We start from the raw sequence: 24,204 nt of genomic DNA, 5'->3' as shown, positions 1-24,204 counted from the left end.
GGCATGACGCTCGGGCCCCTCGACGCCCTCACCACGAGCCCACGCCGAGTGCTGGTGGCAGGCGTGTCGGGGGCCGGCAAATCGACTCTCGCGAGGCGCCTCGCCCGGATCCTTGGCCTCGACTACGTCGAACTCGACGCGCTCTTCCACGGCCCGAACTGGACACCGCGCGAGGAATTCGTCGCCGACGTCGATGCGTTCACCAGCGGCGACCGGTGGATCACCGAGTGGCAGTACGAATCCGCTCGCGCGCCGCTGGCCGAGCGCGCCGACACGCTGGTGTGGCTCGACCTGCCCTATCGGCTGGTCTTCGCCCGGGTGGTTCGTCGCACTCTGACGCGCAGGATCCGGCGGCAGCCGCTCTGGAACGGCAACATCGAGGGCCCCCTCAGCGCGATCCTCACCGACCCGGAGCACATCATCCGCTGGTCCGTTCGCACCCGCCGCAAATACCGCGACCTCGGTGACCGACTCGCGCGGTCGCACCCGCACCTGCAGGTGATTCGCCTCCGCTCGCGGCATGAGGTGGAGCAGTTCGTCTTCGCGGCCGGCACCCACCGGGCCGACCAGCTCGACTCGTAGGTCCGGCCTGCCCTCACGGCGGGTCGCTGACTACCGCGCCATCGATGCGCGGTGTCACACCGCGGGCGGACGCCAGGGCTCGTCGCCGCTTTTACCGTCGCGCTTGCGGAGGTACTGCTCGAACTCCTGCGCGATCGCCTCACCGCTGGCCTCGGGGGAGTCGACCGTGTCGCGCGCCTGTTCAAGCTGCTCGATGTAGCCGGCCATGTCTTCGTCGTCGGCTGCGAGCGCGTCGATGCCGGATTCCCAGGCCGATGCCTCGTCGACGAGCTCGTCTCGGGGGATGACCACACCGGTGATCTCGGCGACCTTGTCGAGGATCGCGAGGGAGGCCTTGGGGGAGGGGGCGTTGTGCACGTAGTGCGGCACAGACGCCCAGATGGACAGGGTCGGGATCGACGCTGCCTCGAGGGCGTGCCCGAGTACGGAGAGGATACCGACGGGCCCCTCGTAGGTGGAGCGCTCGACGTCGAACTCTTGACGGACGTCGGCGTTCTCGCTGCCGACGAAGATCGAGATGGGTCGGGTGTGGGGCACATCGGCGAGCATCGCGCCGAGAAAGACCACACCCGTGATGTCGTGCACGTCGACCAGGTCGACGATCTCGGCGGCGAAGCTGCGCCAGCTGCGCGAGGGCTCGGCGCCGAGCAACACGAAGAGACCCCCGTCGGCAGGACCGTCGGCGGTGTCGAGGACGCCGGAGATGTCGATCACGGGGGAGACGACCTGAGGCGTGCCGTGCAGCTGGATTCGCGGCCAGATGAGGCTGGCGCTGCCGTCATCGTCATGCGAGGCCTGCGGACGATTGAACTGGTAGTCGATGTATGCCTCACCGTCGAGCTCGGCGAGCGTCGTCATCTCGAGGGTGTCGACGAGCGACCTGGCAACGTTGCTGGCGGCTTCGCCGGCGTCGTTCCAGCCTTCGAAGGCGACGACGAGCAGTCGACCCTCAGCGAATCGTGACGATGGCGACACCGGACTCCTTTACTGCGGAGACCCTCGTTCGGCCCTCCGCGTCAGCTCTCCACGATAGCCGTTAGCAGCAGCGGCCCGGTCCCGGACCTCCCGTCGGCGTCACCGCCCTGCTCTAGACTCGCCTGTCGTGACCGATTCGACTGCAGAGCGCCTCCGCGCCGAGATCATCCCGGCCGCCGTCCTGTGGGACATGGACGGCACGCTCGTCGACACCGAGCCGTACTGGCAGGAGTCGCAGGTCGCTCTCGTCGCCGAGCACAACGGTGTCTGGAGCCAGGAAGACGGCGACTCGCTGATCGGCTCGAGCCTCTGGCACTCCGCCAAGGTGCTCCAAGATCACGGCGTCGACCTCACGGCCCAAGAGATCATCGACCGGATGACGGACGATGTGCTCGAGCGGGTCCGGGTCCACGTGCCGTGGCGTCCGGGTGCGCGCGAGCTCCTCCGCGAGCTGCGCGACGCCGGCGTCCCGACGGCTCTCGTGACCATGTCGTTCCGGCGGATGGCCGTCGAGATCGTCGAGATCATCGACTTCCCCGCCTTTGACCTCGTCGTCGCCGGTGACGAAGTCGAGCACGGCAAGCCGCACCCCGAGGCGTACCTCACCGCGGCCGCGAAGCTCGGCGTCGACCCGCGGCACTGCGTCGCGATCGAAGACAGCCCCACCGGCCTCGCTGCGGCGATGGCCTCGGGCGCTGCGACGATCGGAGTCGAGCATCATGCGCCGTTACCGCAGGACGGCGGGTTCACGCACCGGCACTCGCTGAGTGACGTCTCGCTAAGCGAGCTCTCGCGGATCCTTGACTCTGCCCGCGGGCTCGACGCACTCCCGGAAGGCGACTCATGACCGACCACCAGACCGACACCTCGCAGGCGGACGCCCAGTTCCGTCGGCAGAGCGGGCCGTTCCTCTGGGGCGACAAGGTGCAGCTGACCGGGCCCAAGGGCCGCATGCACACCATTACGTTGACCCCCGGCGGCGAATTCCACACGCACCGCGGCATCATCCGACACGACGACGTCGTCGACCTGCCCGACGGCTCGGTGCTCATCAGCACGACCGGCGACGAATACCTCGCTCTCCGGCCGCTCCTCGCCGACTTCGTCATGTCGATGCCCCGGGGCGCCGCGATCGTCTACCCGAAAGACGCGGCGATGATCGTCACGTTCGCCGACATTTTCCCCGGAGCCACCGTCGTGGAGGCGGGGGTGGGCTCGGGTGCCCTGTCGCTTTCCCTGCTGCGCGCCATCGGCCCCGAGGGTCGCCTCGCGTCGTTCGAGCGCCGCGAAGAGTTCGCCGACGTCGCTAGGGGCAACGTCACGAGCTTCGTCGGCGCCACGCCCAGCAACTGGTCGGTCACGGTCGGCGATCTGCTAGAAGAACTGCCCCGCGTGGTCGAGGCCGGAACAGCCGACCGCGTGGTGCTCGACATGCTCGCCCCGTGGGAGAACGTCGAGGCGGTCGCGACGGCCCTCAAGCCCGGCGGTCTGGTGGTCTGCTACGTGGCCACCGTCACCCAGCTCTCCCGGACGGCCGAGGCGTTCCGTCACTTCGGCGGCTTCACCGAACCCGACTCCTCCGAGACGCTCGTGCGGTCCTGGCACGTCGAGGGCCTGGCCGTTCGGCCTGACCACCGCATGATCGCGCACACCGGCTTTCTGTTGACGGCCCGTCGTCTCGCCCCGGGTGCCGTCCTCCCGCAGCTGAAGCGCCGCGCGTCGAAGTCCGACTACTCCGAAGAAGATGTCGAGCTCTGGACTCCCGGGGCTCTCGGCGAGCGTTCGGCCACAGCGAAGAAGCTTCGCAAGACTGCGAGGCAGGCTCAGGACGCCGCGGCCAAGGCCGTCGCCGGCGCCGATGCGATCCGGCCCGCAAGCGAAGGATCCGAGGCTCCCGCGCCCGGCACCGACCTCCCGACTCCGTCCACCACAACCGAACAGGACTGACCGTGCAGATGAAGATCACCAAGACACTCGCCGCCGCTGCCGCCGTGGGGGCTCTCGTCTCCCTGTCGCTCGCCGGTTGCTCCTCCGCCGAGCCGAGCGCCAGCTGCTCGGGAGGCACGTCGTCGGGCAGCGTCTCCGAGTCGATCAAGGCGACCGGCGACGTGGGCAAGGCCCCCAAGGTCACCTTCGACAAGGGTCTGTCGACGAAGACCACCGAGAAGACGACGCTGGTCAAGGGCGACGGCGCCCTCGTGAAGAGCGGCCAGCCGGTCATCTTCCAGGTCTCGCTCTACAACGGGTCGACGGGCAAGCAGGCCACCTCGACCTACACGTCGACTCAGGGCGGCACGTACCTGGTCGCGGGTAAGCCGGCCTCGGGCACCAGCCTCGCCGCTCTCAGCGAGGGCTTCGTGTGCTCGCACGTCGGCGACCGTGTCGCGATCGCCGGCAGCCCCGAAGACTCGACGAACGGTCAGGGCATCAGCGACTACAAGATCGGCGCGAAAGACAGCGTCGTCTTCGTCGCCGACATCCTGAAGGCGTTCCCCTCGAGGGCGACCGGCGAGAAGCAGAAAGCCGTGTCCGGCGAGCCCACCGTCACCCTCGCCAAAGACGGGGCCCCCACGATCACCGTGCCGAAGACGAAGGCTCCCAGCAAGCTCGTCTCGACCACGCTCATCGAGGGCTCGGGCGCCACCGTCAAGGAGGGCGACTCGGTGATGATGCAGTACACGGGCGTGCTTTACAAGAACGGCAAGGTGTTCGATTCGTCGTGGGCCAAGGGTCAGCCCTTCGTCGGGAGCCTGACCTCGGGTCAGCTCATCGACGGCTGGGTCAAGGGTCTCGCCGGCAAGAAGATCGGCAGCCAGGTGCTGCTGGTCGTGCCTCCGGCCGACGGCTACGGAGCCACCGCGCAGGGGGATTCGATTCCCGCCAACTCGACGCTCGTGTTCGTCGTCGACCTGCTCGGCAAGGTGTCGTGACCCGTCGCGACTGAGCGGTCGGAGCCGCGGCCGCAGCCCCTCGAAGGGCCTGTGACCAGCGGCTTCGACCCCCACGAACACCCGATAGGCTGAACGGGCCGTGCCCTCAGGGGCCGGCTCTCTCAAGTGCAGTAAAGAAATGAGGATTCGTGCGCAAGATCCCCGCGCTGATCGTTGTTGCCGGGCTTCTGGCGACGCTGACCGCTTGCTCCACGAGCTCCGCCCCCGGTTCGGCCGGCTGCACGACCCCCGCCTCGGGCGACGCCTCGTCCGTTGTCTCGGCGAGCGGGTCGGTCGGCGAAGCGCCGACCAAAGTCACGATCCCCACGCCGATCAACACCCGGCACACCCAGGTCTCCACACTCGTGCAGGGCGACGGCCAGACCCTCACCGACGGCACTCCCGCGCTGATCAAGTTCGCCGTGTACTCGGGTGAGACCGGCAAGGCGGTCCAGGCCTATGCTGCCGCCGCGGCCCCCGTTACCGTCGGTGCCACCACCGGTGGTCCCCTCGTCGACGCTCTCGAGTGCGCCCAGGTCGGGTCGCGTATCGCCGTCGCCGTCAAGGTCAGCGATCTCAGTTCGACCACGGCGAAGAAAGACGACAAGTCGGGCCCGGCCTACATCGCCGTCATCGACGTCGTCCGCGCCTTCCTTCCCAAGGCCGACGGCGCCCTCCAGTTCGGCGTCAACAACATGCCGGCCGTAGTGACCGCCTCCAACGGCGCACCTGGCATCAGTATCCCCGACGTCGCCGCTCCCAAGACCGAGAAGGTGCAGCTGGTCCGCAAGGGCAACGGGGCGAAGCTCACCGCGAAGTCCACCGCCGTCGCGCAGTTCACCGCGGTCGACTGGGCGGCCGAGCCGACCGTTCAGGGCTCCACTTGGGTCAACGGCGATGCCGCGACGACGATCGACCTCTCGTCCGACAAGATCCCCAGCACCGTGAGAAAAGCCCTGATCGGCCAGCGGGTCGGCTCGCAGGTCATGATCGTCATCCCGCCGACGGCCGAGAGTGGCTCCACGTCGACCCTGGTCTACGTGTTCGACCTTCTGGGATCGCTCTGACGATCCGCCTCGGCTGACCTAAGATCCCTTTCGTGCCGAAGAAAGCCGCTCCTTCCTCCAGTGCCGGGTCCGTTGGGCGCGCCCCACGCGTCCCGGTTGAAGAGCGGCTGTTCAGTCTCGTTCTGGCGTTGCTCGCCACCGACACGGGTCTAACAAAGACCGAGATCCTGTCGACCGTCCAGGGCTACCGGCAACGATGGAGCCGGGGTGACAACCTCGCCCTCGAGCGACAGTTCGAGCGCGACAAAGACGACATCCGCGAGCTCGGCGTTCCCCTCGAGACCATCGAAGAACTCGGTTCGAGCGGCAACAACCAGAACCTTCGCTACCGAATTCTCCGCGGTGACTACGAGCTCCCCACCGACATCGCCTTCTCGTCCGAAGAGACGGCCCTACTGACCCTCGCCGCGATGGTCTGGCGCGAGGGGACGCTCTCGGGGGAGTCCCGTCGTGCCCTCCTCAAGCTCCGCAGCCTCGGAGGGGCGGCGCCCGTTCCCGAGCTCGACTACGCCCCCAGAATTCGCTCGCGCGACTCCGCGTTCGAGCCGCTGCGCACCGCTCTCGATCGGTCGGCCGTGGTCCTGTTCGACTACCTCAAGCCCGGCGAGAGTGCTCCTCGGGCCCGGCGAGTGGTTCCCTATGCCCTCGTCCAGTTCCAGGGACGCTGGATGTGCTCGGCGATCGACACCGAGACGGGCGGCTGGCGAACGTTCCTCCTCTCCCGGATCACCGGCGAAGTCACGGTGACGAACGAGAGCGTCACGGTCCCGCCGGAGGCGACAGCCGAGCGCTCGCTCGCCGACCTCGAAGACCTATGGGCGGCACAGACGGCCGTCGTCGAGGTCGAACCGGCCTCCGATGCAGAGACCAGACTGCTGAAGCGCCGCGGCACGACCCGAGGTGACGACGGAACCCTGACCATCCACTGGTCGGATCGCTTCCTCCTCGCCGACGAGCTGGCCTCGTTCGGGCCCGAGGTGCGCGTCGTCGAACCGGAGGGGGTGCGCGAGCTCGTCGTCGAGCGTCTCAGCGCACTCGCGACTCAGCACGCCGATTCTCGAAAGGCACCCCGTGGCTGAACGCGCACCCGCCCTCCAGGCGCAAGACAAACTCGCTTTCCTGCTCTCCCTCGTTCCCTACCTGATGGATCGCGGAAGCGTCAGCGTCGCCGAGGCGGCCACTCACTTCGGTGTTCCCGTCACGCAGATCCGGCGCGCGGTCGAGCTCATCGCCGTCTCGGGCATTCCGGGCGAGACGACCCAGTACCAGCACGGCGACCTCTTCGACATCGCCTGGGACGACTTCGAGCAGAACGACGTGATCGTCCTCACCAACCTCGTCGCTATCGACGACTCGCCTCGCTTCTCGGCGCGAGAGGCCGCCGCCCTCATCGCGGGTCTGCAATACCTCTCGTCCCTGCCCGAGAACGCCGACAGGCAGGCCATCGCCACCCTGATGTCGAAGCTGGCGCGCGGAGCCTCCGGGGCCCCCAGCCAGGTCGCCGTCGAGAATTCCGAAACGAACCAGCTCCTCGCCCTCGTCCGCCGCGCGGTCGACGAGGGTGTACAGCTCGAATTCGACTATTCCGGAGTCCGCGGGCAGATCGAGCGGCGACGTGTCGATCCGCTTCGAGTCGAATCCCTCGACGCCGACTGGTACCTCCGGGGCTACGACCACCTGCGCGAGGCCGTCCGCACTTTCCGCCTCGACCGGGTGAGCGATGCTGCTGTCAGCGACCAGCCCATCTCGTTCCGCGCCGCCGACGTGTCGCTTCCCGACACGCTGTTCGAAGGCTCGCCTGACGACATCGTGGTCGAGATCGAGATCGACGCCGCGGCCTCGACGCTGCTCGACGATTACGCCCCTGAGACGATCGAGGGCAGGCCCGAGGGTCGCTCGCGACTTGCGCTACGGGTCAACCATTTCGGATCCTTGGCTCGCCTCGTCGCCGGGCTCCCCGGAGGGCCCGTCGTCGTCACGCCGGCCGCGGCACGGGCGGCTGTTGCCGACTGGGCCACCCGAGCCATTCACAGGTACGACCAGCCCTGACGCTTTTCCGGGGCGTCCGCGTTAGAATTGCCTTTCCGCACACGTCTTAGGAGGCGACTGATGTTTTCAGGTGCTTTTGGCCTACCCCACCTTCTGATCATTCTGGTGATCCTGCTCCTCCTATTTGGAGCGCCGAAGCTCCCCGCCCTCGCGAAGAGCGTCGCTCAGTCGATGAAGATCTTCAAGACCGAGATCGGGCCGAACCGCGACGGTTCGACCGACGCCGGCACCACGGCGCCGGCTAACGCCGCACCCACGACCGTGGCGCCGACTCCGGCTGCACCCGTGCAACACACCACGGTGAACCCCGACGGCAGCACCACCACCACCGTTACCACGCCTGCACCGTCCGGCAACGCGGTTCCGCTCAACACCGACAAACCGAAGCTCTAGTCGGTGGCCACGACCTCGGCGCCGGGCGGTGCTCAGGGCGGTGGCACGGCTCGTCCTCGCGGTGCGAAGCGGAGCCCGGCTGAGGGGCGTATGTCGCTCGGGCAGCATTTTCTCGAGCTGCGCAAGCGTCTCTTCTTCGCCGCGGTGGCCATTGCCGTGTGCTCGGTGGCCGGCTGGTTCCTTTCGCCGTACGTGCTCGACGTGCTCCGCTCACCCGTAGAACAGATTTCCGGCAACGGTCGTCGTCTCGCCTCACTGAACTTCGCCAATGTCACCGGCGCGTTCGACCTCAAACTCACCATCACGATCACCGTCGGCGTCATCATCTCGAGCCCGGTGTGGCTTTACCAGATCTGGGCGTTCATCGTGCCGGCTCTGGTCCGCAAAGAGAAGCTCTATGCGATCGGCTTTCTCGGTGCCGCGATCCCACTTTTTCTCGCCGGTTGTTGCGCCGGATTCTTCGTGCTCCCGCATATCGTGCAGGTGATGACCTCGTTCATCGCCTCCGAAGACTCCAGCATCATCGACGCCAAGACGTACTACGACTTCGTGCTCAAGCTGGTGCTCGCCATCGGCGTCGCCTTCGTGCTTCCCGTCTTCCTCGTTCTGCTGAACTTCATCGGTGTGCTGACAGCGGTGTCGATCCGCAAGAGCTGGCGCGTGGCGATCATCCTCATCACCCTTTTCACCGCCATCGTCACCCCCTCCGCCGACGTCATCTCGATGATCCTGCTGGCCATCCCCATGGTCGGGCTCTACCTGATCGCCTGCCTCGTCACCACCCTCCACGATCGACGTCTCGCCAAACGGGTGGCCGCCCTCGACGCCGAGCTCGCCGGGGCCTAGCAGTTCCCGGCGCCGGCCCCTCCCGGCAGCGGTCTCCTGTGCACGGGCTCGGAGGCCGCGCGTGACAGAATCGACCACGTGACCAGCAGCGAACTGTCTCCGTCCGAGCGATTCGCGGCCTCCCGGGCCCGAACTCGCACCCCGCAGCTCCAGGGTTTCCGCGAGCGTCTGGGCTTCGCGCTCGACGGGTTCCAGATCGCTGCCTGCGAGGTCGTCGAGGCCGGTCGCAGTGTGCTCGTCGCGGCTCCGACGGGGGCCGGTAAGACGCTCGTCGCCGAGTTCGCCATTCACCTCGCGATGCAGCACCCCCGTGACAAGGTCTTCTACACGGCTCCGATGAAGGCGCTGAGCAACCAGAAATACCAGGAGCTCGTCGCAGAATACGGCGCGTCCGAGGTGGGGCTGCTCACCGGCGACACCAACGTCAATTCCCGCGCGCGGATCGTCGTCATGACGACCGAGGTGCTCCGCAACATGCTCTACGCCGGCTCCGACCTGCTGACCGACCTGCGCTGGGTCGTGCTCGACGAGGTCCACTTCCTCGGCGATCGGTTCCGGGGTGCCGTCTGGGAGGAGGTCATCATCCACCTCCCACTCGACGTCCGCATGGTGTCGCTCAGCGCGACCGTCTCGAACGCCGAGGAGTTCGGCGACTGGCTCCAGACGGTCCGCGGCGACACCGACGTGATCGTCTCCGAGGAGCGCCCCGTTCCTCTTCAGCAGCACGTCCTGGTCGGGTCCAAATACCTCGACCTGTTCGACTCGACCGGCAAGGCCGCGACCAATCGGGTCAACCCCGAGTTGGTACGGGCGGCATCGCTCAGTTCGAGGCCGGGCTCGAGAAACGGCCGACCAGGATCCGGCTCCCACGGCTACAAGCCCAAGCGAGACTCGCGCCCCCAGTCGTCCGGGCCCCAGAACTTCGGCCGGATGGACCGCTGGAAGATCGTCGAGCTGCTCGACGGAAAGAACCTGCTACCGGCCATTTTCTTCGTCTTCAGCCGCGTCGGCTGCGATCAGGCTGTCCGGCAGGTGCTCCGCTCCGGCATCCGGCTCACGACCGCCGCGGATCGCGATGAGATCCGCGAGATCGTCGACGAACACTGCCGCACCCTTCGCGACGAAGACCTCGCCGTCCTCGGCTACTACGAGTGGGTGGAGGGTCTCGAGCGCGGTGTCGCGGCGCACCATGCGGGCCTGCTCCCTGCCTTCAAAGAGGTCGTCGAAGAGCTCTTCCAGAAGAAGCTCGTCAAGGTGGTCTTCGCCACCGAGACCCTGGCGCTCGGCATCAACATGCCTGCTCGCAGCGTCGTACTCGAGAAGCTCGAGAAGTACAACGGCGAGTCGCGCGTCCCGATCACACCGGGGGAGTACACCCAGCTCACCGGCCGCGCGGGTCGCCGGGGCATCGACATCGAGGGTCACTCCGTCATCCAGTGGGCGCAGGGTCTCGACCCGCAGGCGGTCGCAGCCCTCGCTTCGCGCCGCACGTACCCGCTCAATTCCAGCTTTCGGCCGACCTACAACATGGCGGTCAACCTGATCGAGCGGTTCGGCCGATCCCGCACGCGAGAGGTGCTCGAGACGTCGTTCGCCCAGTTCCAGGCCGACCGGGCCGTGGTCGACCTGGCCCGTAAGGTCCGGTCGCAGCAGCAGTCGCTTGACGGGTACGCCAAGTCGATGGAGTGCCATCTCGGCGACTTCGGCGAGTACATGACCCTGCGTCAAGACATCGCCGAACTCGAGAAGCAGGGCGCATCCCGCTCTGAGGTGCAGAGTCGAAAGGAGCGCGACTCCCGCCAGGAGAAGATCACCGCCCTCCGTCGTCAACTACGGCAGCATGTCTGCCACAACTGCCCGGAGCGCGAGCAGCACGCACGCTGGGCGGAGCGCTGGTACAAGCTGAAGAAGCAGACCGATCAGCTGTCGGCTCAGATCCGCAGCCGAACGGGTGCGGTCGCGAAGGTCTTCGACCGGGTCACCGACGTGCTGGTCGACCTCGGCTACCTGGTTCCTCGAGGTGCGGAGCCGAGTGCAGGGTCGGCCGACAGAATCGCCGATTCGTCGCGGCTCTCCCGCGTGGCCGAGGTCGACGTCGCCGCCCCCGGCAAAACCCTGCGGCGCATCTACGGCGACCGAGACCTTCTCGTGGCCGAGTGCCTCCGACGAGGATCCTGGAACTCGCTCGACGCACCGCAGTTGGCGGCCATGGCGGCGACGCTCGTTTATGAGCCTCGCCGCGACGAGGGGATGCTCGGCGACCGTTACCTCCCGCCCGGAGAGTTCCGCACAGCACTCGATCGAACCCGGACGATCTGGGCCGAACTCGACGACCTCGAGCAGGCGCATCGGCTCCCGGGAACCCTTCAGCCGTCGCCGGGTATCGCGCTGGCCATGTACCACTGGGCCCGAGGAGCGTCGCTCGACACGGTCCTCGACGACGCCGAGCTCGCGGCCGGCGACTTCGTGCGCTGGACCAAGCAGACGATCGACCTCCTCGACCAGTTGTCGGTCGTCGCCGATCCGCCCGTCGGTCCGGTGGCGCGGAAGGCGCTCGACGCCGTCCGGCGCGGCATCGTCGCCTACACCGCGGTGTGATTCGACAGAGTCACTCCACAGTGTCGGCACCCTACAATTCACGCGTGCCCCGTTTCTCCGGCGTGCCGAGCCCTTCGGGCGACCCGCGCACCTCCGACTTCCGTCTTCCCCTCTGGATCGCCCTCGTCACGGGTGTCGGGGGCGGGGCACTGATGGAGTTCGGGTTTCCCGACCGCGGCATCTGGCCCCTGACCTTTGTCGGCATCGGCCTGATCCTTCTGGCGCTGAAGGGGAGAAGCATCGGCGGATCCCTCCTGGTGGCCCTGGCATCGGGCATGACCTTCTTCTTCGTCCTCATCGACTGGGTGGCCACCTACCTGGGCCCGGTGCCGTGGATCGCCCTAGCGGGGCTTGAGGCGATGATCTTCGCCCTCGGCGCCATTCCGATCACCCTGGCGTACCGGTGGGTTCCTCGCGTCTGGCAGGGCACGCTGGGCCGCACGCTTCTCCTGCCGGTCGTTGTCGCCGGACTCTGGGTCGGTCGCGAGTTCGTTGCGGGGCACTACCCCTACGGGGGCTTCTCGTGGGGACGCGTCGCTGAGAGCCAGTCGCAGAGCCCGTTCGCCTCGCTGACCGCCTGGTTGGGCATCTCCGGGCTGAGCTTCGTCATGGTCGCGCTCGTGGCCGCGGTCATGCAGCTGCTCGTCGAGCAGCCGGTTCGCCTCACGACCCGCGCTCTCGTAGCGGCGACGGCGATCGTGGCTGTCCTCGCCGTTCCCGCCTGGCCGAGCGCGTCTGCCGGATCCTCGACGATCGCGGCTGTTCAGGGCAACAGCAAAGCCGGCTTCTTCCAGCAGCGCACGTACGGCGACCTGAGCAACGCGCAGGTCGACGCGACGTACAAGGGCGTTCTGCCGTCCGATGACATCGACATGCTCGTGTGGCCCGAGGGCGCATCCGACCGCGATCCCACTCGGGATCGTTTCGGTGCCTACATCTTCGATGTGCTGTCGAACGCGTACGGCGCTCCGATCGTCTCCGGCGTCATCACCGAGCGCGGGTCGAAAGACTACAACTCGTCGATCGTCTGGGACGACGGCACGGTCCAGGCGCAATACGACAAGAGGCATCTCGTTCCATTCGGGGAGTACGTGCCCGATCGCCCCTTCTTCAACGCACTCGCCCCCTCGCTCGTCGGCTTGCTCACGCGTGACCTGACCCCGGGCACGAATACGAACGTGCTCGACGTCGGATCGATCAAGGCGGGCATCTCGATCTGCTTCGACATCGTCGACGACGCCCTGACTCGCGAGATGGTCGACGGGGGAGCGCAGGTCATCCTCGCTCAGACGAACAACGCCGACTTCGGCCAGACCGACGAGAACACCCAGCAGCTCGCGATCGCCCGCCTGCGAGCCATCGAGACGTCTAGGCCGCTCGTGAACATCTCGACCGTCGGATCGAGTGCCGTCATCTCCGCCGACGGCAAGACCATCGATAGCATTCCGGCATTCCAGCCCGGTGCGATGGTCACCAAGGTCCCCCTCGGCACGGGCACGACTCCCGCGGTGTGGGGCGGGGCCGCTCTCGAGCAGCTCACTATGTTCTTCGCGGCTGCGGCCCTCGTGCTATCTCGTGTTCTGCTGAGACGGTCCGGGTATGGCGATGCTGCGCGTCAGGCGAAGCAGTCTGATCGTCTGGCCCGCCGGTCTCGTCGTCTCGGTCCTGCCGCCGAGTAGGCGTAAAAAAGTCCACCCACCCCGAGGCCGAGAGGCCGGTCGAGGTAGATGGACGTGTGAGGCGCGGTGAGGCTATGCGCCGATCTTCTGCTGCCCTTTGCGGGCCCGCAGGTAGTCGAGTCGCTCTTGCAGCAACTCTTCGAGCTCGGGTCGCGTGCGACGCTCGAGCAGCATGTCCCAGTGGGTTCGGGGCACTTTCACGTCGCCGCGGTCGATGTCGACGGGCTTGCCGTCGGCCGAGAGCAGAAGTCCTTCTTGACCGCTGTTCGGCGACTGCCACGAGTCGGGAATCTCCGCCTCTGCGGCGAAGACGACATCGAACGTTGCTCCGTCGGTCGTCTGGTAGACGGCCTTTTTGCGGGGTGAAAATTCCACGCCCTCTTCGCTTTGGAGGCTCTGGCTACCAAGCCTCATTCCGCGCAAACTGCGATCTGCCATTGCGTGGTCTCCTCTCGCGTTGCAATCTCCCGTTATAACCACTTAAGATGAAGGTTTGTTTCGCGAGGTGAGATTTCACAGTGCCCTCCCAGGCCTCGCCGCTACCTGCTACTCCTTGTTCGGAGCAGAGCCAGCGCCAGATCGGATCGATCGGTGATGAGGCCGTCGACTCCCTGGTCGAGCAGTCGGGCCATGTCGACCGGATCGTTCACGGTCCAGACGTGAACCTCGACGCCGGCAGCGTGAGCGGCTTCGAGGAGGGCTGCCGAGAGGACCGGAACCCCGCGGTGCTTTTCGGGGATCTGCAGGGCGTCGATGCCTCGAAGTGCGCTGCGCCGGAACCAGGGGAGCGGGGTTCGCGCCGCCAGCGCTGCACGCACGACGCCTCTCGTCGAGGGCGATGTCGCCACACCGGGCAGGGCTGCCACGGCCGCTTTGCGACGGGCATCGTCGAACGATGTGACGAGCACGCGAGGGGCGGCACGGTGCCGCTTGATCGCCGCAACCGTCGGCTCGAGAGCCTCGTCGACCTTGATGTCGATATTGAAACGCGCATCGGGAAAAGCGGAGAGGGCGTCATCCAGGCTCGGAACCTCTGTGCCGTCGGTCAAGCGCAGCTTCGCGACTTCTCGGGAGGTCAACCCGAGGATCCCGGTGGCCGGCCCACCGACCCGGCCCAGGTCGGCATCGTGGCTGAGAACCGCCACGCCGTCGCGCGTCGCATGCACGTCGGTCTCGAGGTGTGTCACACCGAGGGCCAGGGCAGCGAGGAATGCCGGAAGAGTGTTCTCCGGCACCTCCGTTGCCAGCCCCCGGTGCGCGATCACCCGCGGCGGGGCCGGTGTGAACCAGCTCGCCGTCACTCGGCGGAGGGTGCCGTCGTCGCGGTGGGGAAGCCCGTGGCCGGGGCGCTCTTCGTCGAAGGAGCCTCTCCCGACATGGCCTCTTTGGCTCCCATGAATCCGGCACCGACACCCTTGAGCGCCTCGGTGAATTCGGACGGGATCATCCAGACCTTGCTCGCAGCACCGTCGGCGATCTTCGGCAGAGTTTGGAGGTACTGGTAAGCGAGCAGCTTGGGGTCGGGGTCGCCGTCGTGGATGGCCTTGAAGACCGTCTGGATGGCCTCGGCCTCACCCTGAGCCCGGAGGACCTGCGACTTCGCCGCGCCTTCGGCCTCGAGAATCGAGGCCTGCCGGGAACCCTCTGCCTGGAGGATCGCCGCCTGCTTCGTGCCCTCGGCGCGAAGGATCTGCGCACGGCGGTCGCGCTCGGCGCGCATCTGCTGCTCCATGGAGTCTTGGATCGACAGGGGCGGCTCGATCGCCTTGAGCTCGACTCGCCCGACGCGGATTCCCCACTTGCCCGTCGCCTCGTCGAGCACGATGCGGAGTTGGCCGTTGATGTTGTCGCGACTGGTCAGGGCCTCTTCGAGGTTGAGCCCACCGACGACGTTACGAAGGGTCGTGGTGGTGAGCTGTTCGACCGCACCCAGGTAGTTGGCGATCTCGTAGGTCGCAGCTCGCGCGTCGGTCACCTGGAAGTAGACGACCGTGTCGATCGAGACAACGAGGTTGTCTTCGGTGATGACGGGCTGAGGGGGAAAGGAGACGACCTGCTCGCGCATGTCGAGGAGGGGACGCACACGGTCGATGAACGGCACCAGGATGTTCAGACCCGGCGTCAGGGTCTTGTGGTACTTGCCGAGCCGCTCGACGACACCCGCTGTCGCCTGAGGGATGATCCGCACCGACCGGAACAGGATCACCAGAACGAAGATGACGACGATGATAAGGAAGATGGCGAGGACGACTCCGCCGATTGCTGCTCCGTCGGTCATTGGTGATGCCTTTCGCGTAGGGGTGGCTAAAGAGACTTGATGTCGGACGGGACGACCACTGCGGTCGACCCCTCGATGGCCGTGACGACGACGGCCGACCCCGTGTCGAGGAGACTCACCCCGGCCGGTGCGAGAAGCCGGGCGGTCCATGTCTCGCCGTTGGCCAGCTTGACCTGACCGAGACCCGGGTGCACCTCACCGCCGGGAATGGGAACGACCACGGAGCCGCCGAGGCCCAGAAGAGCCTCGACGTTGCTCGGCGTCGGGTCGCCGCCGCGTTTCAGGGCTCGAAGAAGGGGTGGCTTGACTGAGAAGAGGAGGAGGACTGACACCACCGCCGCGACGATCACCTGCAGCCAGAAGGGCCCGCCTAAGAGACCGGTGAGGAGACCGCCGACGCTGCCGATGGCGAGCATGAGGAAGGTGAACTCGACCGTCGTCACCTCGATGATGATGAAGATCAGGATGAGCGCCAGCCAGACGACCCACGAATACTGCTGTAAGAAGTCGACCAGGTTGTCCATCTGAGCTACCCATCTCCTTCGGTGGTGTTCTGCATTTTTGTTTGCGCTTCCACGCTAGCAGTCGGATGGTCCTCTCCGTCAGAGGCACTTGGTAGCCTGGGGACTGCCTCAATGCCAGCACCGACAGGAGTCTCCCCGTGCCACTCGACCTCGCTTCCGCCCCCCTCGCGGCCGGTTCCCTCTCGGGCAAGCGCGCCCTCGTCACCGGTTCGTCGCGCGGCGTCGGAGCAGACACGGCCCAGTACCTCGCCGCCGCGGGCGCCCGGGTCGTCATCAATTTCCGCAATAAAGAGAAGCGTGCCCTGCAACTCGTCTCGAAGATCGAAGAGACAGGCGGCGAGGCCGTCTCCATCGGTGCCGACCTGACCGACGGCGAGTCCGTCCAGGCCATGATCGATCAGGTCGAAACGGAGTTCGGCGGCCTCGACATCCTGGTCCTAAACGCCTCCGGCGGCATGGAGTCGGGCATGGCCGAGAACTACGCCCTCCTGCTGAACCGCGACGCGCAGGTCGACGTGCTGACGCGGGCTCTGCCGCTCATGGCCGCCGGTTCGCGAGTGGTGTTCGTCACGAGCCACCAGGCGCACTTCATCAAGACGACCGAGACGATGCCCGAGTACCTCCCCGTAGCGCTCTCCAAGCGGGCCGGCGAAGACGCTCTGCGCGATCTCATCCCCGGCCTCACCGAGAAGGGCATCGACTTCGTGGTCGTCTCCGGCGACATGATCGAGGGCACCATCACGGCGACGCTTCTCGAGCGCACCAACCCCGGTGCGATCTCGGCTCGCCGCGAGGCCGCGGGCAAGCTCTACAACGTCGCCGAGTTCGCCGCCGAGGTCGCCCTGGCGGCCGTCGAGGGCATCCCCGCCGATCACACGCGGCTGGTCGGCGACACCGCCGACTTCCAGGCCGTCTGAGCCGAGCGGCCGCGCGACCATGTCTGATACCGAGCCCGACGCCGAGAACGGGACCAGAAAGATCCTGCGGCTCACCTCGCGACTGATCGTGGTCGACGAAGACGGCCGCATTCTACTGATGGACACCAAGTCGCCCGACACCTCCGGCGCCTCGCGCTGGATCACGCCGGGCGGCGGCGTCGACCCGGGGGAGTCGCACCGCGACGCCGCGATCCGCGAGCTGCACGAAGAAACCGGGCAGGTGATCGACGATCCGGGCGAGGTCGTCTACACGTCCGACTTCGAAGTGGAGTGGGACGCCGCCGACCACACCCACGGTCACGCCGAGTTCTATGTCGTGCGCCTGCCGCACTTCGAGATCGTCGACGACGACTGGACAGACGAGGAGCGCGTCGACATCGTCGAGTCGCGCTGGTGGAGCCGCGACGAGCTGCGCACGTCCGATGAGAAATTCGAGCCCGAAGACCTGCCAGAGCTGATCGAGCGGCTTTTGGCCTGAGCCTCATACTTTGTGATGAGGCCGAAAAGCGGCCGATCGGCCGGTGCCCCCGCGAAGGCCGATCCGTACGCTTGAAGCTATGGAGCTCACAGTCATCGTCCCCACGTTCAACGAGGCGCCCAATGTGGCTGAGCTCGTGCGCCGTGTCGAGGCTGCGGTCGTCGGTATCGACGCCGAGGTGCTCTTCGTCGACGACTCCCGAGACAACACGCCCGACGTGATCCGCGAGATCGCGGCCCAGCACGATCTCCCCGTGCGACTCATCCACCGCGAGACTCCCGTCGGCGGCCTCTCCGGTGCAGTCATCGAGGGCCTTCGGTCGACGACCAGCCGCTGGTCGATCGTGATGGACGGCGACCTGCAGCACCGCCCCGAGACGCTCCCGTCGATCATCGCCAAGGGCGACGCCTCGGGCGCCGATGTCGTCGTCGCCTCCCGTCATGTCGACGGCGGCTCGAGCGACGGGCTGTCCGGGGGAGTGCGACGCCTTGTGTCGCAGGCCTCGATCAAGGTCACCAAGGCGCTGTTCCCGACCCGCCTGCACGGCACCACCGACCCGATGAGCGGTTTCTTCGGCGTCCGCACCGGGGCCATCCAGCTCGACGGGCTGCATGCTCGCGGCTTCAAGATCCTCCTCGAGATCCTCGCCCGCCAACCGCTGCAGGTCGCCGAAGTGCCTCTCGTCTTCGAGGCGCGCCTCGCCGGCACGTCGAAGGCCGACATGAAGCAGGGCATCGCGCTCGGCCGGCAGCTCTTCGACCTCAAATTCGGGCGCATCTCGGGCTTCGCGGCCATCGGCGCGCTCGGCGCCGTGGCGAACCTCGCGATCCTCGCCGGCTTGCAGACGTTCGGCGTCGGCTACCTCGCCGCCGCCTGCATCGCCGCCTTCGTCACCATCATCGGCAACTTCCTGCTGCAGGAGCGCTTCATCTTTAACGATTTGAAGCACGGCGCCCGCGGGGTGTGGAAGCGCTGGTGGCACACCTTCGCCTTCAACGGCACGGAGTCGATCGTCCGCACCTTCGTGCTCTGGGTGATCGTCGAGAACACGTCGCTCCACAGCGTGTTCGTGCAGGCCGCGCTCATCGCCGTCGGCTTCTCGCTGCGCTACCTCTACCAGTCGCGCATCGTCTACAAGAAGATGGCGCCCGAGCCGACCCTCGACGACATCATCGAGGCCGAAGAGGCTCGCGCCGACGAGCCCGCTATCCCCGTGAAAGCCACCGAGCCCGTCTGATCGCCTCGTTCGACCAGGCTCAGACGAGCCCGTTCTCATAGGCATAGATCACGAGCTGCACACGGTCGCGAAGCGCCAGCTTGGCGAGGATCCGACTCACGTGCGACTTCACCGTCGCGTCACTCAGGTGCAGCTTCTCGGCGATCTCGTTATTGCTGAGCCCGGAGGCCAGCGCGGCGAAGATGTCGCGCTCCCTCGTTGTCAGCGGCCCGAGCGCCTCGGTCTCGACCCGCGGCGTCTTTCGGGCGAACCGCTCGACGAGCCCGCTCATCACCGAGGGCGCTACAACCGCTGATCCCGAGTGGATCGTCCGCAGCGACGCGAGCAAGAACTCCGGGTCGGCGTTCTTCAGTAGGAAGCCGCTCGCACCGGCCTGAATGGCGTGGAACGTCTTGTCGTTCAACTCGAACGTGGTGAGAACGACGACCCTGGTGCGGGTCGCGACGTCTCCTGTCTCGGTGGAGTCGAGGATCCTGGTGGTCGCCTCGACCCCGTCGGTCACCGGCATCTCGAGATCCATCAGCACCAGATCGACGGGTTGCTCGACGGCGAGTCGCACGGCTTCGGCGCCGTCGGAGGCCTCCCAGACGACTTCTAAGTCGTCTTGTGAGTCGAGGATCATGCGGATGCCCGCCCGGAAGAGCGGTTGATCGTCGGCTAAGCCGATTCGGATGAGGTTCACTCGGGGCCTCCGGGGGAGTGGGGGATTCGCGCGTCGACTCGGAAGCCGGGTGTGCCGTCGTCGCGAGGGCGGGCGTCGACCGTGCCGCCGACGAGCCTGACCCGCTCCATCATGCCGGGAATGCCGTAGCCGCCGATGCTGGGTTGCAGTTCGTCTCCGAGGAGACCGGGACCGTCGCCTTCGGTCGTCTCGGTGCGGACCGAGACCGCGTCGTCCGACCAGTCGAGATCGACCTTGACAGTCGTGCCGGGCCCGCCGTGCTTGAGAGCGTTGGTGAGGGCTTCCTGGACGACACGGTAGAGCGCGAGATCAGGGCCGATCGCCAGCGGGGCCCGGTTTCCCGTCTCGTGGATGTCGACCACAAGGCCAGCTGCCCGAGTGTTCTTCGCAAGCCCCTCGAGGTCGGCGACGCCGAGCGAGCCCTCGTGTCCGTCCGACCCGGTGAGGACGCTCAGCAGCTCACTGACGTCATCGAGGGCAGAGCGTGCCGAACTGTTGATCACACCCAAAGCTTCGATCGCCACCTGAGGGTTCTTCGCTACGGCGTATCGGGCACCGTCTGACTGCGCGATTATGACCGCGAGGGAGTGACCAATGACGTCGTGCATCTCACGCGAGATCCGCGTGCGCTCGGTCTCTTGCGCCACCCGCAACTCGGCACGGAGGAGTTCTTGAGAGCTCTCGAGCCGGTCGACGCGTTCGCTCATAAGGGCGCGGCGGATCCTGGTGATCATTCCCAGCAGCCAGAACAACGAGAGGGTCGCCGCGATGACGCCCGCGACGCCCACGAAGTAGAGCACCTTCGAGAGGGCGGCCTCGCCATCCTGCTGATGCGCTGGCAGGAACAGCCCCGTGATCAACACGAGCTTGACGCTTGCCAGGATTCCGCCGACGACGCTCGAGATGAGCCCCAGGCGACTCACGAGGCGACTGTCGGCGACGCTGGTGCCGTAGATGACGACGGCGATGAGGACGTTGCCGTTAATGAACGTCGGCAAGACGAACAGTTGCGCGATGGCGCCGGCCCAGGCGATACCGAGCGCCGCGCCGGGAGAACGACGACGGAAGAGCAACGCGACGGCGAACACCGCGTCGATGGGCAGAGTCGCCCATCCGGTGCGGCTGACATCGAGCACACCGAAGAAGGCAAACGCCACGATGGCGATGATGGCGTCGAAGACCATCGGCCGACGTTCGAGGGTGGTCCACACAGGAGTAACGCTAGCGTGCGGCGGAGCTGTGGTCCCGGTAGCCGCGGGCACGCTCCGAGACCCCTCTCCTCGTGTCGCTCTGTTCGCCGATAATGCACATTATGTCAAGTAGCACGCATTTCGTCCCCTCACCGCATCACCCGTCCAGACTCCACGAATGGCCCATGTCTTAGAAAGACACGGGCCATTCGTGGCGTCTAGCGTGACGCCGTGAGACAGGGTCAGTCGGTGCCGGAATCGAACGCGGCCGACTCGGAGGCGGCGTCGGTCGCCCGCCCGAGTGCGTCGGTGGCCGAGTCGGGCGCGCCGGCGCCACCGAGAATCTGGTCGGCCTCGCCCGCCTCGAGCTCTCCGACCAACTCGGCAGTCGCTCCCCCGATGAGCCCCGCTGCCGCGTACTGCTCGAGTCGAGACCGCGAGTCGGCGATGTCGAGGTTGCGCATGGTCAGTTGACCGATGCGGTCGTCGGGACCGAACGCTGAGTCGCCGACGCGCTCCATCGACAGCTTCTCGGGGTGATAGCTGAGCTGCGGCCCCGTCGTGTTGAGGATCGTGTAGTCGTCACCGCGGCGAAGGCGCACGGTGACCTCGCCGGTGACGGCGGAGGCGACCCACCGCTGCAGGGATTCGCGGAGCATGAGCGACTGCGGGTCGAGCCAGCGCCCCTCGTACATGAGTCGGCCAAGACGGCGGCCCTCGTTGTGATAGGCGGCGACCGTGTCTTCGTTGTGGATCGCGTTGAGCAGGCGCTCGTAGGCGAGGTGGAGCAGGGCCATTCCGGGCGCCTCGTAGATGCCGCGGCTCTTCGCCTCGATGATGCGGTTTTCGATCTGGTCGGAGGCCCCGAGGCCGTGACGACCACCGATGGCGTTGGCCTCGTAGACGAGTGCGACGGGGTCGGAGAACTCGACGCCGTTGATGGCGACCGGGCGGCCCGCCTCGAAGCGGACCGCGACGACCTCGGTGGCGACCTCGACGTCGTCGCGCCAGGCGGCGACACCCATGATCGGCTCGACCAAGTCGATGCCGGCGCTGAGCTCTTCGAGGCTCTTCGCCTCGTGAGTCGCACCCCAGATGTTGGCGTCGGTCGAGTAGGCCTTCTCGGTGGAGTCGCGATACGGGAAGCCTCGCGCCACGAGCCATTCGCTCATCTCGGTGCGGCCACCGAGCTCGTTCACGAAGTCGGCGTCGAGCCATGGCTTATAGATGCGCAGGCGCGGGTTCGCCATGAGGCCGTAACGGTAGAAGCGTTCGATGTCGTTGCCCTTGTAGGTCGAGCCATCGCCCCAGATATCGACATCGTCGTCTTTCATCGCGCGCACCAGCATCGTGCCGGTCACGGCGCGGCCGAGGGGCGTCGTGTTGAAGTACGTCTTGCCGCCGGAGCGAATGTGGAACGCACCGCACTGGAGAGCGACGAGGCCCTCTTCGACCAATGCGCTCTTAGCATCGACAAGCCGAGCGACCTCGGCACCGTACTCTTTCGCCCGCACCGCGACGGAGTCGATATCGGGCTCGTCGTACTGGCCGATGTCGGCCGTGTACGTGCAGGGAACGGCACCCTTCTCTCGCATCCAGGCGACGGCACACGACGTGTCGAGACCACCGGAGAACGCGATGCCGACGCGTTCGCCGACGGGAAGAGAGCTCAAGACTTTGGACATACCCAAAACCCTAGCGGGATCAGACCCCGCGCTTGACCTTCGGGGTCTTCGGCACGACCACCTGCCCGGGCTTCTGCTTCGCCGCACGCCCAATCGCCTTCTTTCGTTTCGTCGACTTCGGCGCAAGGGCACCGTTCTTTCGAGAGTTGACGACGAACAGGGTGGTCGCTACGGCTGCGACGACGAGGACTAAGGCACGCATGGCATTCTCCTTCTGGGTGTAGCTGAACGTTACGCTCCCGACCGAGCAAAGGATCCGCGCCACCGTGACCTCCTCCCCCGCGTCCGACTTCCCCTCGACGACGCTCGCCGACACCGCCCGCTGCCCGTGCCTGAGTGGCGAGACGTACGGCGCCTGCTGCGGGCCACTACACCGGGGCCTGGCAGTAGCACCGACTGCAGAACGCCTAATGCGGTCTCGGTACTCGGCCTTTGCGGTCGGCGACGCGGTCTACTTGCTCGCCACGTGGGATCCTGCGCTTCGGCCCGATTCGCTCGACCTCGACGAGGGCGTGCGCTGGTACCGTCTCGACATCATCGCCACCGAACGCGGCGGCATGCTCGACACCACGGGAATCGTCGAGTTCCGGGCGCACTATCGAGACGACGACGGCGCCCACATTCTTCGCGAGCGCTCGACGTTCTCGAAGAAGTCGGGCCGCTGGTTGTATGTGAGCGCCGTCTGATGCAGCAGACGAGTCAGAGCTCGCCGAAACCACCCTCGACGAGCTCGATCAGCGCGTCCACCGCCTCACCGGCATCCGGTCCGGTTGCCACGATCGACACTGTTGAGCCCTTGGGCAGCCCGAGACCCATGATGCGAAGCAGGCTCTTCGCGTCGACACCGTTGATCTGAATCGTCGATTCGAAGGCGCCGGCGTGCTTGACGAATTCGGCGGCCGGTCGCGCGTGCAGCCCCGAAGGGTTGACGAGGGTCGCAGACCGCTCGACTGCGCCCTGCACTTCGGCGCGGCTGAGGCTCCGTTCGTCGGCGTGGGGATCGGCGATGCCCGTGGCAGTCCGGGCCGCGGCCGTGACGTCATGCAGGGATCCGCCCGTCTCCGATGCGACGGCTGCCGCGACAGCCCCCTCGACGATCGGCGCGTCGGCGATGACCACGAGGGCTCGCTCGGCGTCGTCCAGGAAGTCGAGAGCCGTTTCGGCCGTGAGGATCGCCGAACCGAGGTCGCACAGGACCACGACGCCGCTTCCCTGCTGGGCGGCGGTGATTCCGGACGAGATCTTCTCGAAGCTTGTGCCCAAGGCGCCCTCGTCGGTGCCGCCGGCAGCGACCACGGTGACGCTCGGAGCCATCTGCTTAGCGAGCTCGAGTGCCCCCTCGGCGATTTTCGCGCTGTGCGAGACGATCAGAATTCCAACCGGTGATGCCATGAATTAGCCTTCCGTGGCGGCGGCCGCGTCGGCAGCAGCCGTGATGATGAGAGCGGAGGATTCCGCCCCGGGGTCTCGGTGACCGATAGCGCGTTCGCCGAGGTAGCTCGCGCGGCCCTTGCGAGCGACGAGCGGCTCGGTGGATTCGGCTCCGGCTGACGCGGCTGCCGCCGCGGCGCGAAGAACATCGGCGGGTGAGCCACCTGCTGCGGCGGCCTCCCCCGCCGCGTCGACGGCAGGGGTCCACGCATCGATCATGGTCTTGTCACCCGGCTCTGCTTTGCCGCGCAGCACGACGCCGTCGCGGGCCGCGGTGAGCAGGGCGACGACACCGTCGGCATCGATCTCGGACGCGTCTCCGAGTGCCTGCGCGCCCTTGAGGAACGCCGTGCCGAGGAGAGGGCCCGAAGCGCCGCCGACGGTCGAGATCAGCGTGGTGGCCACGAGCTTGAGCGCCGACCCAGGGGTCGCGTCGTCGGGCAGGGTGTCGAACTTGATCTTGACCGCGGAGAAACCCCGATCGAGGTTCTCGCCGTGATCGCCATCGCCGATCTCGCGGTCGAGTTCGCTCAAGCGGGTCCGGTTGTGAGAGACGACCTCTACGGTGTCGTCGATCCAGGCAGTGACCCAGGAGATACCGAGGCTCATGTAATGGCGTCCTTTCGTGTTGCGTTCGACTGA

General features: G+C 66.8%; 26 protein-coding genes. 15 read left to right on the top strand and 11 right to left on the bottom strand.

Translation table 11 applies throughout. From position 1 onward, the window contains the following. Nucleotides 1-3 precede the first annotated feature (3 nt). Complete coding sequence (locus ITJ49_RS14650; protein WP_194606329.1) at nucleotides 4-582, top strand: AAA family ATPase; 579 nt, start codon at nucleotides 4-6, stop codon at nucleotides 580-582. 54 nt (nucleotides 583-636) lie between these two features. Here ITJ49_RS14650 and ITJ49_RS14645 read toward each other — a convergent pair whose 3' ends face one another. After that, the gene (locus ITJ49_RS14645) at nucleotides 637-1,557 is read right to left on the bottom strand and encodes a proteasome assembly chaperone family protein (RefSeq protein WP_123943759.1); all 921 of its coding nucleotides are present in this window, start codon (nucleotides 1,555-1,557) and stop codon (nucleotides 637-639) included. Between the two features lie 127 nt (nucleotides 1,558-1,684). Between ITJ49_RS14645 and ITJ49_RS14640 the strand changes: the two genes are divergently transcribed. The 10 genes from ITJ49_RS14640 to lnt all read left to right on the top strand — a co-directional run bounded on the left by ITJ49_RS14640 (nucleotide 1,685) and on the right by lnt (nucleotide 13,119). Next, a complete protein-coding gene (locus tag ITJ49_RS14640) occupies nucleotides 1,685-2,404 on the top strand; it encodes an HAD family hydrolase (protein WP_370544540.1) in 720 nt (239 codons plus the stop codon). Beyond that, nucleotides 2,401-3,504 (top strand): tRNA (adenine-N1)-methyltransferase, encoded by a 1,104-nt coding sequence (locus tag ITJ49_RS14635; protein WP_194606328.1) that lies wholly within the window; start codon nucleotides 2,401-2,403, stop codon nucleotides 3,502-3,504. Before ITJ49_RS14640 ends, ITJ49_RS14635 begins: the two co-directional genes overlap by 4 nt. A gap of 8 nt (nucleotides 3,505-3,512) precedes the next feature. Then, nucleotides 3,513-4,487: an FKBP-type peptidyl-prolyl cis-trans isomerase gene (locus ITJ49_RS14630; protein ID WP_055961792.1), complete on the top strand. Its 975-nt coding sequence runs from the start codon at nucleotides 3,513-3,515 to the stop codon at nucleotides 4,485-4,487. Nucleotides 4,488-4,636: 149 nt separating this feature from the next. Next, nucleotides 4,637-5,554, top strand: a complete 918-nt coding sequence (locus ITJ49_RS14625) for an FKBP-type peptidyl-prolyl cis-trans isomerase (RefSeq protein ID WP_194606327.1) — start codon at nucleotides 4,637-4,639, stop codon at nucleotides 5,552-5,554. A 32-nt stretch (nucleotides 5,555-5,586) separates the two neighbouring features. Continuing rightward, nucleotides 5,587-6,633, top strand: a complete 1,047-nt coding sequence (locus ITJ49_RS14620; RefSeq protein ID WP_194606326.1) for a WYL domain-containing protein — start codon at nucleotides 5,587-5,589, stop codon at nucleotides 6,631-6,633. After that, the gene (locus tag ITJ49_RS14615; protein ID WP_194606325.1) at nucleotides 6,626-7,603 is read left to right on the top strand and encodes a WYL domain-containing protein; all 978 of its coding nucleotides are present in this window, start codon (nucleotides 6,626-6,628) and stop codon (nucleotides 7,601-7,603) included. Before ITJ49_RS14620 ends, ITJ49_RS14615 begins: the two co-directional genes overlap by 8 nt. Before the next feature lie 60 nt (nucleotides 7,604-7,663). Then, nucleotides 7,664-7,996 carry a twin-arginine translocase TatA/TatE family subunit gene (locus ITJ49_RS14610; RefSeq protein WP_194606324.1) on the top strand — a complete coding sequence of 111 codons (333 nt, stop codon included), beginning with the start codon at nucleotides 7,664-7,666 and terminating at the stop codon, nucleotides 7,994-7,996. A 90-nt stretch (nucleotides 7,997-8,086) separates the two neighbouring features. Continuing rightward, complete coding sequence (tatC, locus tag ITJ49_RS14605) at nucleotides 8,087-8,842, top strand: twin-arginine translocase subunit TatC (RefSeq protein ID WP_194606377.1); 756 nt, start codon at nucleotides 8,087-8,089, stop codon at nucleotides 8,840-8,842. 78 nt (nucleotides 8,843-8,920) lie between these two features. Continuing rightward, complete coding sequence (locus tag ITJ49_RS14600; protein ID WP_194606323.1) at nucleotides 8,921-11,440, top strand: DEAD/DEAH box helicase; 2,520 nt, start codon at nucleotides 8,921-8,923, stop codon at nucleotides 11,438-11,440. Between the two features lie 44 nt (nucleotides 11,441-11,484). Beyond that, nucleotides 11,485-13,119 carry an apolipoprotein N-acyltransferase gene (gene lnt, locus ITJ49_RS14595; RefSeq protein WP_370544539.1) on the top strand — a complete coding sequence of 545 codons (1,635 nt, stop codon included), beginning with the start codon at nucleotides 11,485-11,487 and terminating at the stop codon, nucleotides 13,117-13,119. 72 nt (nucleotides 13,120-13,191) lie between these two features. On the opposite strand, the gene ITJ49_RS14590 is transcribed toward lnt, so the two are convergent. The 4 genes from ITJ49_RS14590 to ITJ49_RS14575 all read right to left on the bottom strand — a co-directional run bounded on the left by ITJ49_RS14590 (nucleotide 13,192) and on the right by ITJ49_RS14575 (nucleotide 15,921). Continuing rightward, the gene (locus tag ITJ49_RS14590) at nucleotides 13,192-13,557 is read right to left on the bottom strand and encodes an RNA polymerase-binding protein RbpA (protein ID WP_194606321.1); all 366 of its coding nucleotides are present in this window, start codon (nucleotides 13,555-13,557) and stop codon (nucleotides 13,192-13,194) included. A gap of 101 nt (nucleotides 13,558-13,658) precedes the next feature. Next, nucleotides 13,659-14,420: a glycerophosphodiester phosphodiesterase family protein gene (locus ITJ49_RS14585; protein WP_194606320.1), complete on the bottom strand. Its 762-nt coding sequence runs from the start codon at nucleotides 14,418-14,420 to the stop codon at nucleotides 13,659-13,661. Then, nucleotides 14,417-15,397 (bottom strand): SPFH domain-containing protein, encoded by a 981-nt coding sequence (locus ITJ49_RS14580; RefSeq protein ID WP_194606319.1) that lies wholly within the window; start codon nucleotides 15,395-15,397, stop codon nucleotides 14,417-14,419. Before ITJ49_RS14580 ends, ITJ49_RS14585 begins: the two co-directional genes overlap by 4 nt. Before the next feature lie 26 nt (nucleotides 15,398-15,423). Then, a complete protein-coding gene (locus ITJ49_RS14575; RefSeq protein ID WP_194606318.1) occupies nucleotides 15,424-15,921 on the bottom strand; it encodes an NfeD family protein in 498 nt (165 codons plus the stop codon). 137 nt (nucleotides 15,922-16,058) lie between these two features. Between ITJ49_RS14575 and ITJ49_RS14570 the strand changes: the two genes are divergently transcribed. From ITJ49_RS14570 to ITJ49_RS14560, 3 genes are all read left to right on the top strand, one after another. Then, nucleotides 16,059-16,838 (top strand): SDR family oxidoreductase, encoded by a 780-nt coding sequence (locus ITJ49_RS14570; RefSeq protein ID WP_194606317.1) that lies wholly within the window; start codon nucleotides 16,059-16,061, stop codon nucleotides 16,836-16,838. A gap of 19 nt (nucleotides 16,839-16,857) precedes the next feature. Next, nucleotides 16,858-17,337: an NUDIX hydrolase gene (locus ITJ49_RS14565; RefSeq protein ID WP_194606316.1), complete on the top strand. Its 480-nt coding sequence runs from the start codon at nucleotides 16,858-16,860 to the stop codon at nucleotides 17,335-17,337. 79 nt (nucleotides 17,338-17,416) lie between these two features. Continuing rightward, nucleotides 17,417-18,574, top strand: coding sequence for a glycosyltransferase (locus tag ITJ49_RS14560; RefSeq protein ID WP_194606315.1), 1,158 nt, complete (start codon nucleotides 17,417-17,419; stop codon nucleotides 18,572-18,574). 19 nt (nucleotides 18,575-18,593) lie between these two features. Here ITJ49_RS14560 and ITJ49_RS14555 read toward each other — a convergent pair whose 3' ends face one another. The 4 genes from ITJ49_RS14555 to ITJ49_RS14540 all read right to left on the bottom strand — a co-directional run bounded on the left by ITJ49_RS14555 (nucleotide 18,594) and on the right by ITJ49_RS14540 (nucleotide 22,333). Beyond that, nucleotides 18,594-19,256: a response regulator transcription factor gene (locus ITJ49_RS14555; protein WP_194606314.1), complete on the bottom strand. Its 663-nt coding sequence runs from the start codon at nucleotides 19,254-19,256 to the stop codon at nucleotides 18,594-18,596. After that, nucleotides 19,253-20,467, bottom strand: coding sequence for a histidine kinase (locus ITJ49_RS18270; protein ID WP_194606313.1), 1,215 nt, complete (start codon nucleotides 20,465-20,467; stop codon nucleotides 19,253-19,255). The genes ITJ49_RS14555 and ITJ49_RS18270 overlap by 4 nt, the downstream gene beginning before the upstream one ends. A 221-nt stretch (nucleotides 20,468-20,688) precedes the next feature. Beyond that, nucleotides 20,689-22,131, bottom strand: a complete 1,443-nt coding sequence (gene argG / locus ITJ49_RS14545; RefSeq protein ID WP_194606312.1) for an argininosuccinate synthase — start codon at nucleotides 22,129-22,131, stop codon at nucleotides 20,689-20,691. Nucleotides 22,132-22,150: 19 nt separating this feature from the next. Continuing rightward, nucleotides 22,151-22,333, bottom strand: coding sequence for a hypothetical protein (locus ITJ49_RS14540; protein WP_055957592.1), 183 nt, complete (start codon nucleotides 22,331-22,333; stop codon nucleotides 22,151-22,153). Between the two features lie 64 nt (nucleotides 22,334-22,397). On the opposite strand from ITJ49_RS14540, the gene ITJ49_RS14535 reads away from it, so the two are divergent. Further along, nucleotides 22,398-22,817 (top strand): YchJ family protein, encoded by a 420-nt coding sequence (locus ITJ49_RS14535; RefSeq protein WP_194606311.1) that lies wholly within the window; start codon nucleotides 22,398-22,400, stop codon nucleotides 22,815-22,817. Nucleotides 22,818-22,830: 13 nt separating this feature from the next. Here the strand turns inward: ITJ49_RS14535 and dhaM are convergent, their stop codons facing one another. Both dhaM and dhaL read right to left on the bottom strand, forming a co-directional pair. Further along, nucleotides 22,831-23,523: a dihydroxyacetone kinase phosphoryl donor subunit DhaM gene (gene dhaM, locus ITJ49_RS14530; RefSeq protein WP_194606310.1), complete on the bottom strand. Its 693-nt coding sequence runs from the start codon at nucleotides 23,521-23,523 to the stop codon at nucleotides 22,831-22,833. A gap of 3 nt (nucleotides 23,524-23,526) precedes the next feature. Continuing rightward, a complete protein-coding gene (dhaL, locus tag ITJ49_RS14525; protein ID WP_194606309.1) occupies nucleotides 23,527-24,171 on the bottom strand; it encodes a dihydroxyacetone kinase subunit DhaL in 645 nt (214 codons plus the stop codon). Between the last annotated feature and the right edge of the window lie 33 nt (nucleotides 24,172-24,204).

It is taken from the genome of Frondihabitans sp. VKM Ac-2883 (genome assembly GCF_015350875.1).
In the GTDB taxonomy this organism is placed as follows: domain Bacteria; phylum Actinomycetota; class Actinomycetes; order Actinomycetales; family Microbacteriaceae; genus Frondihabitans.
The sequence above is the reverse complement of the archived record's forward strand: the minus strand, read 5'-3'. Positions and strand labels throughout refer to the sequence as shown.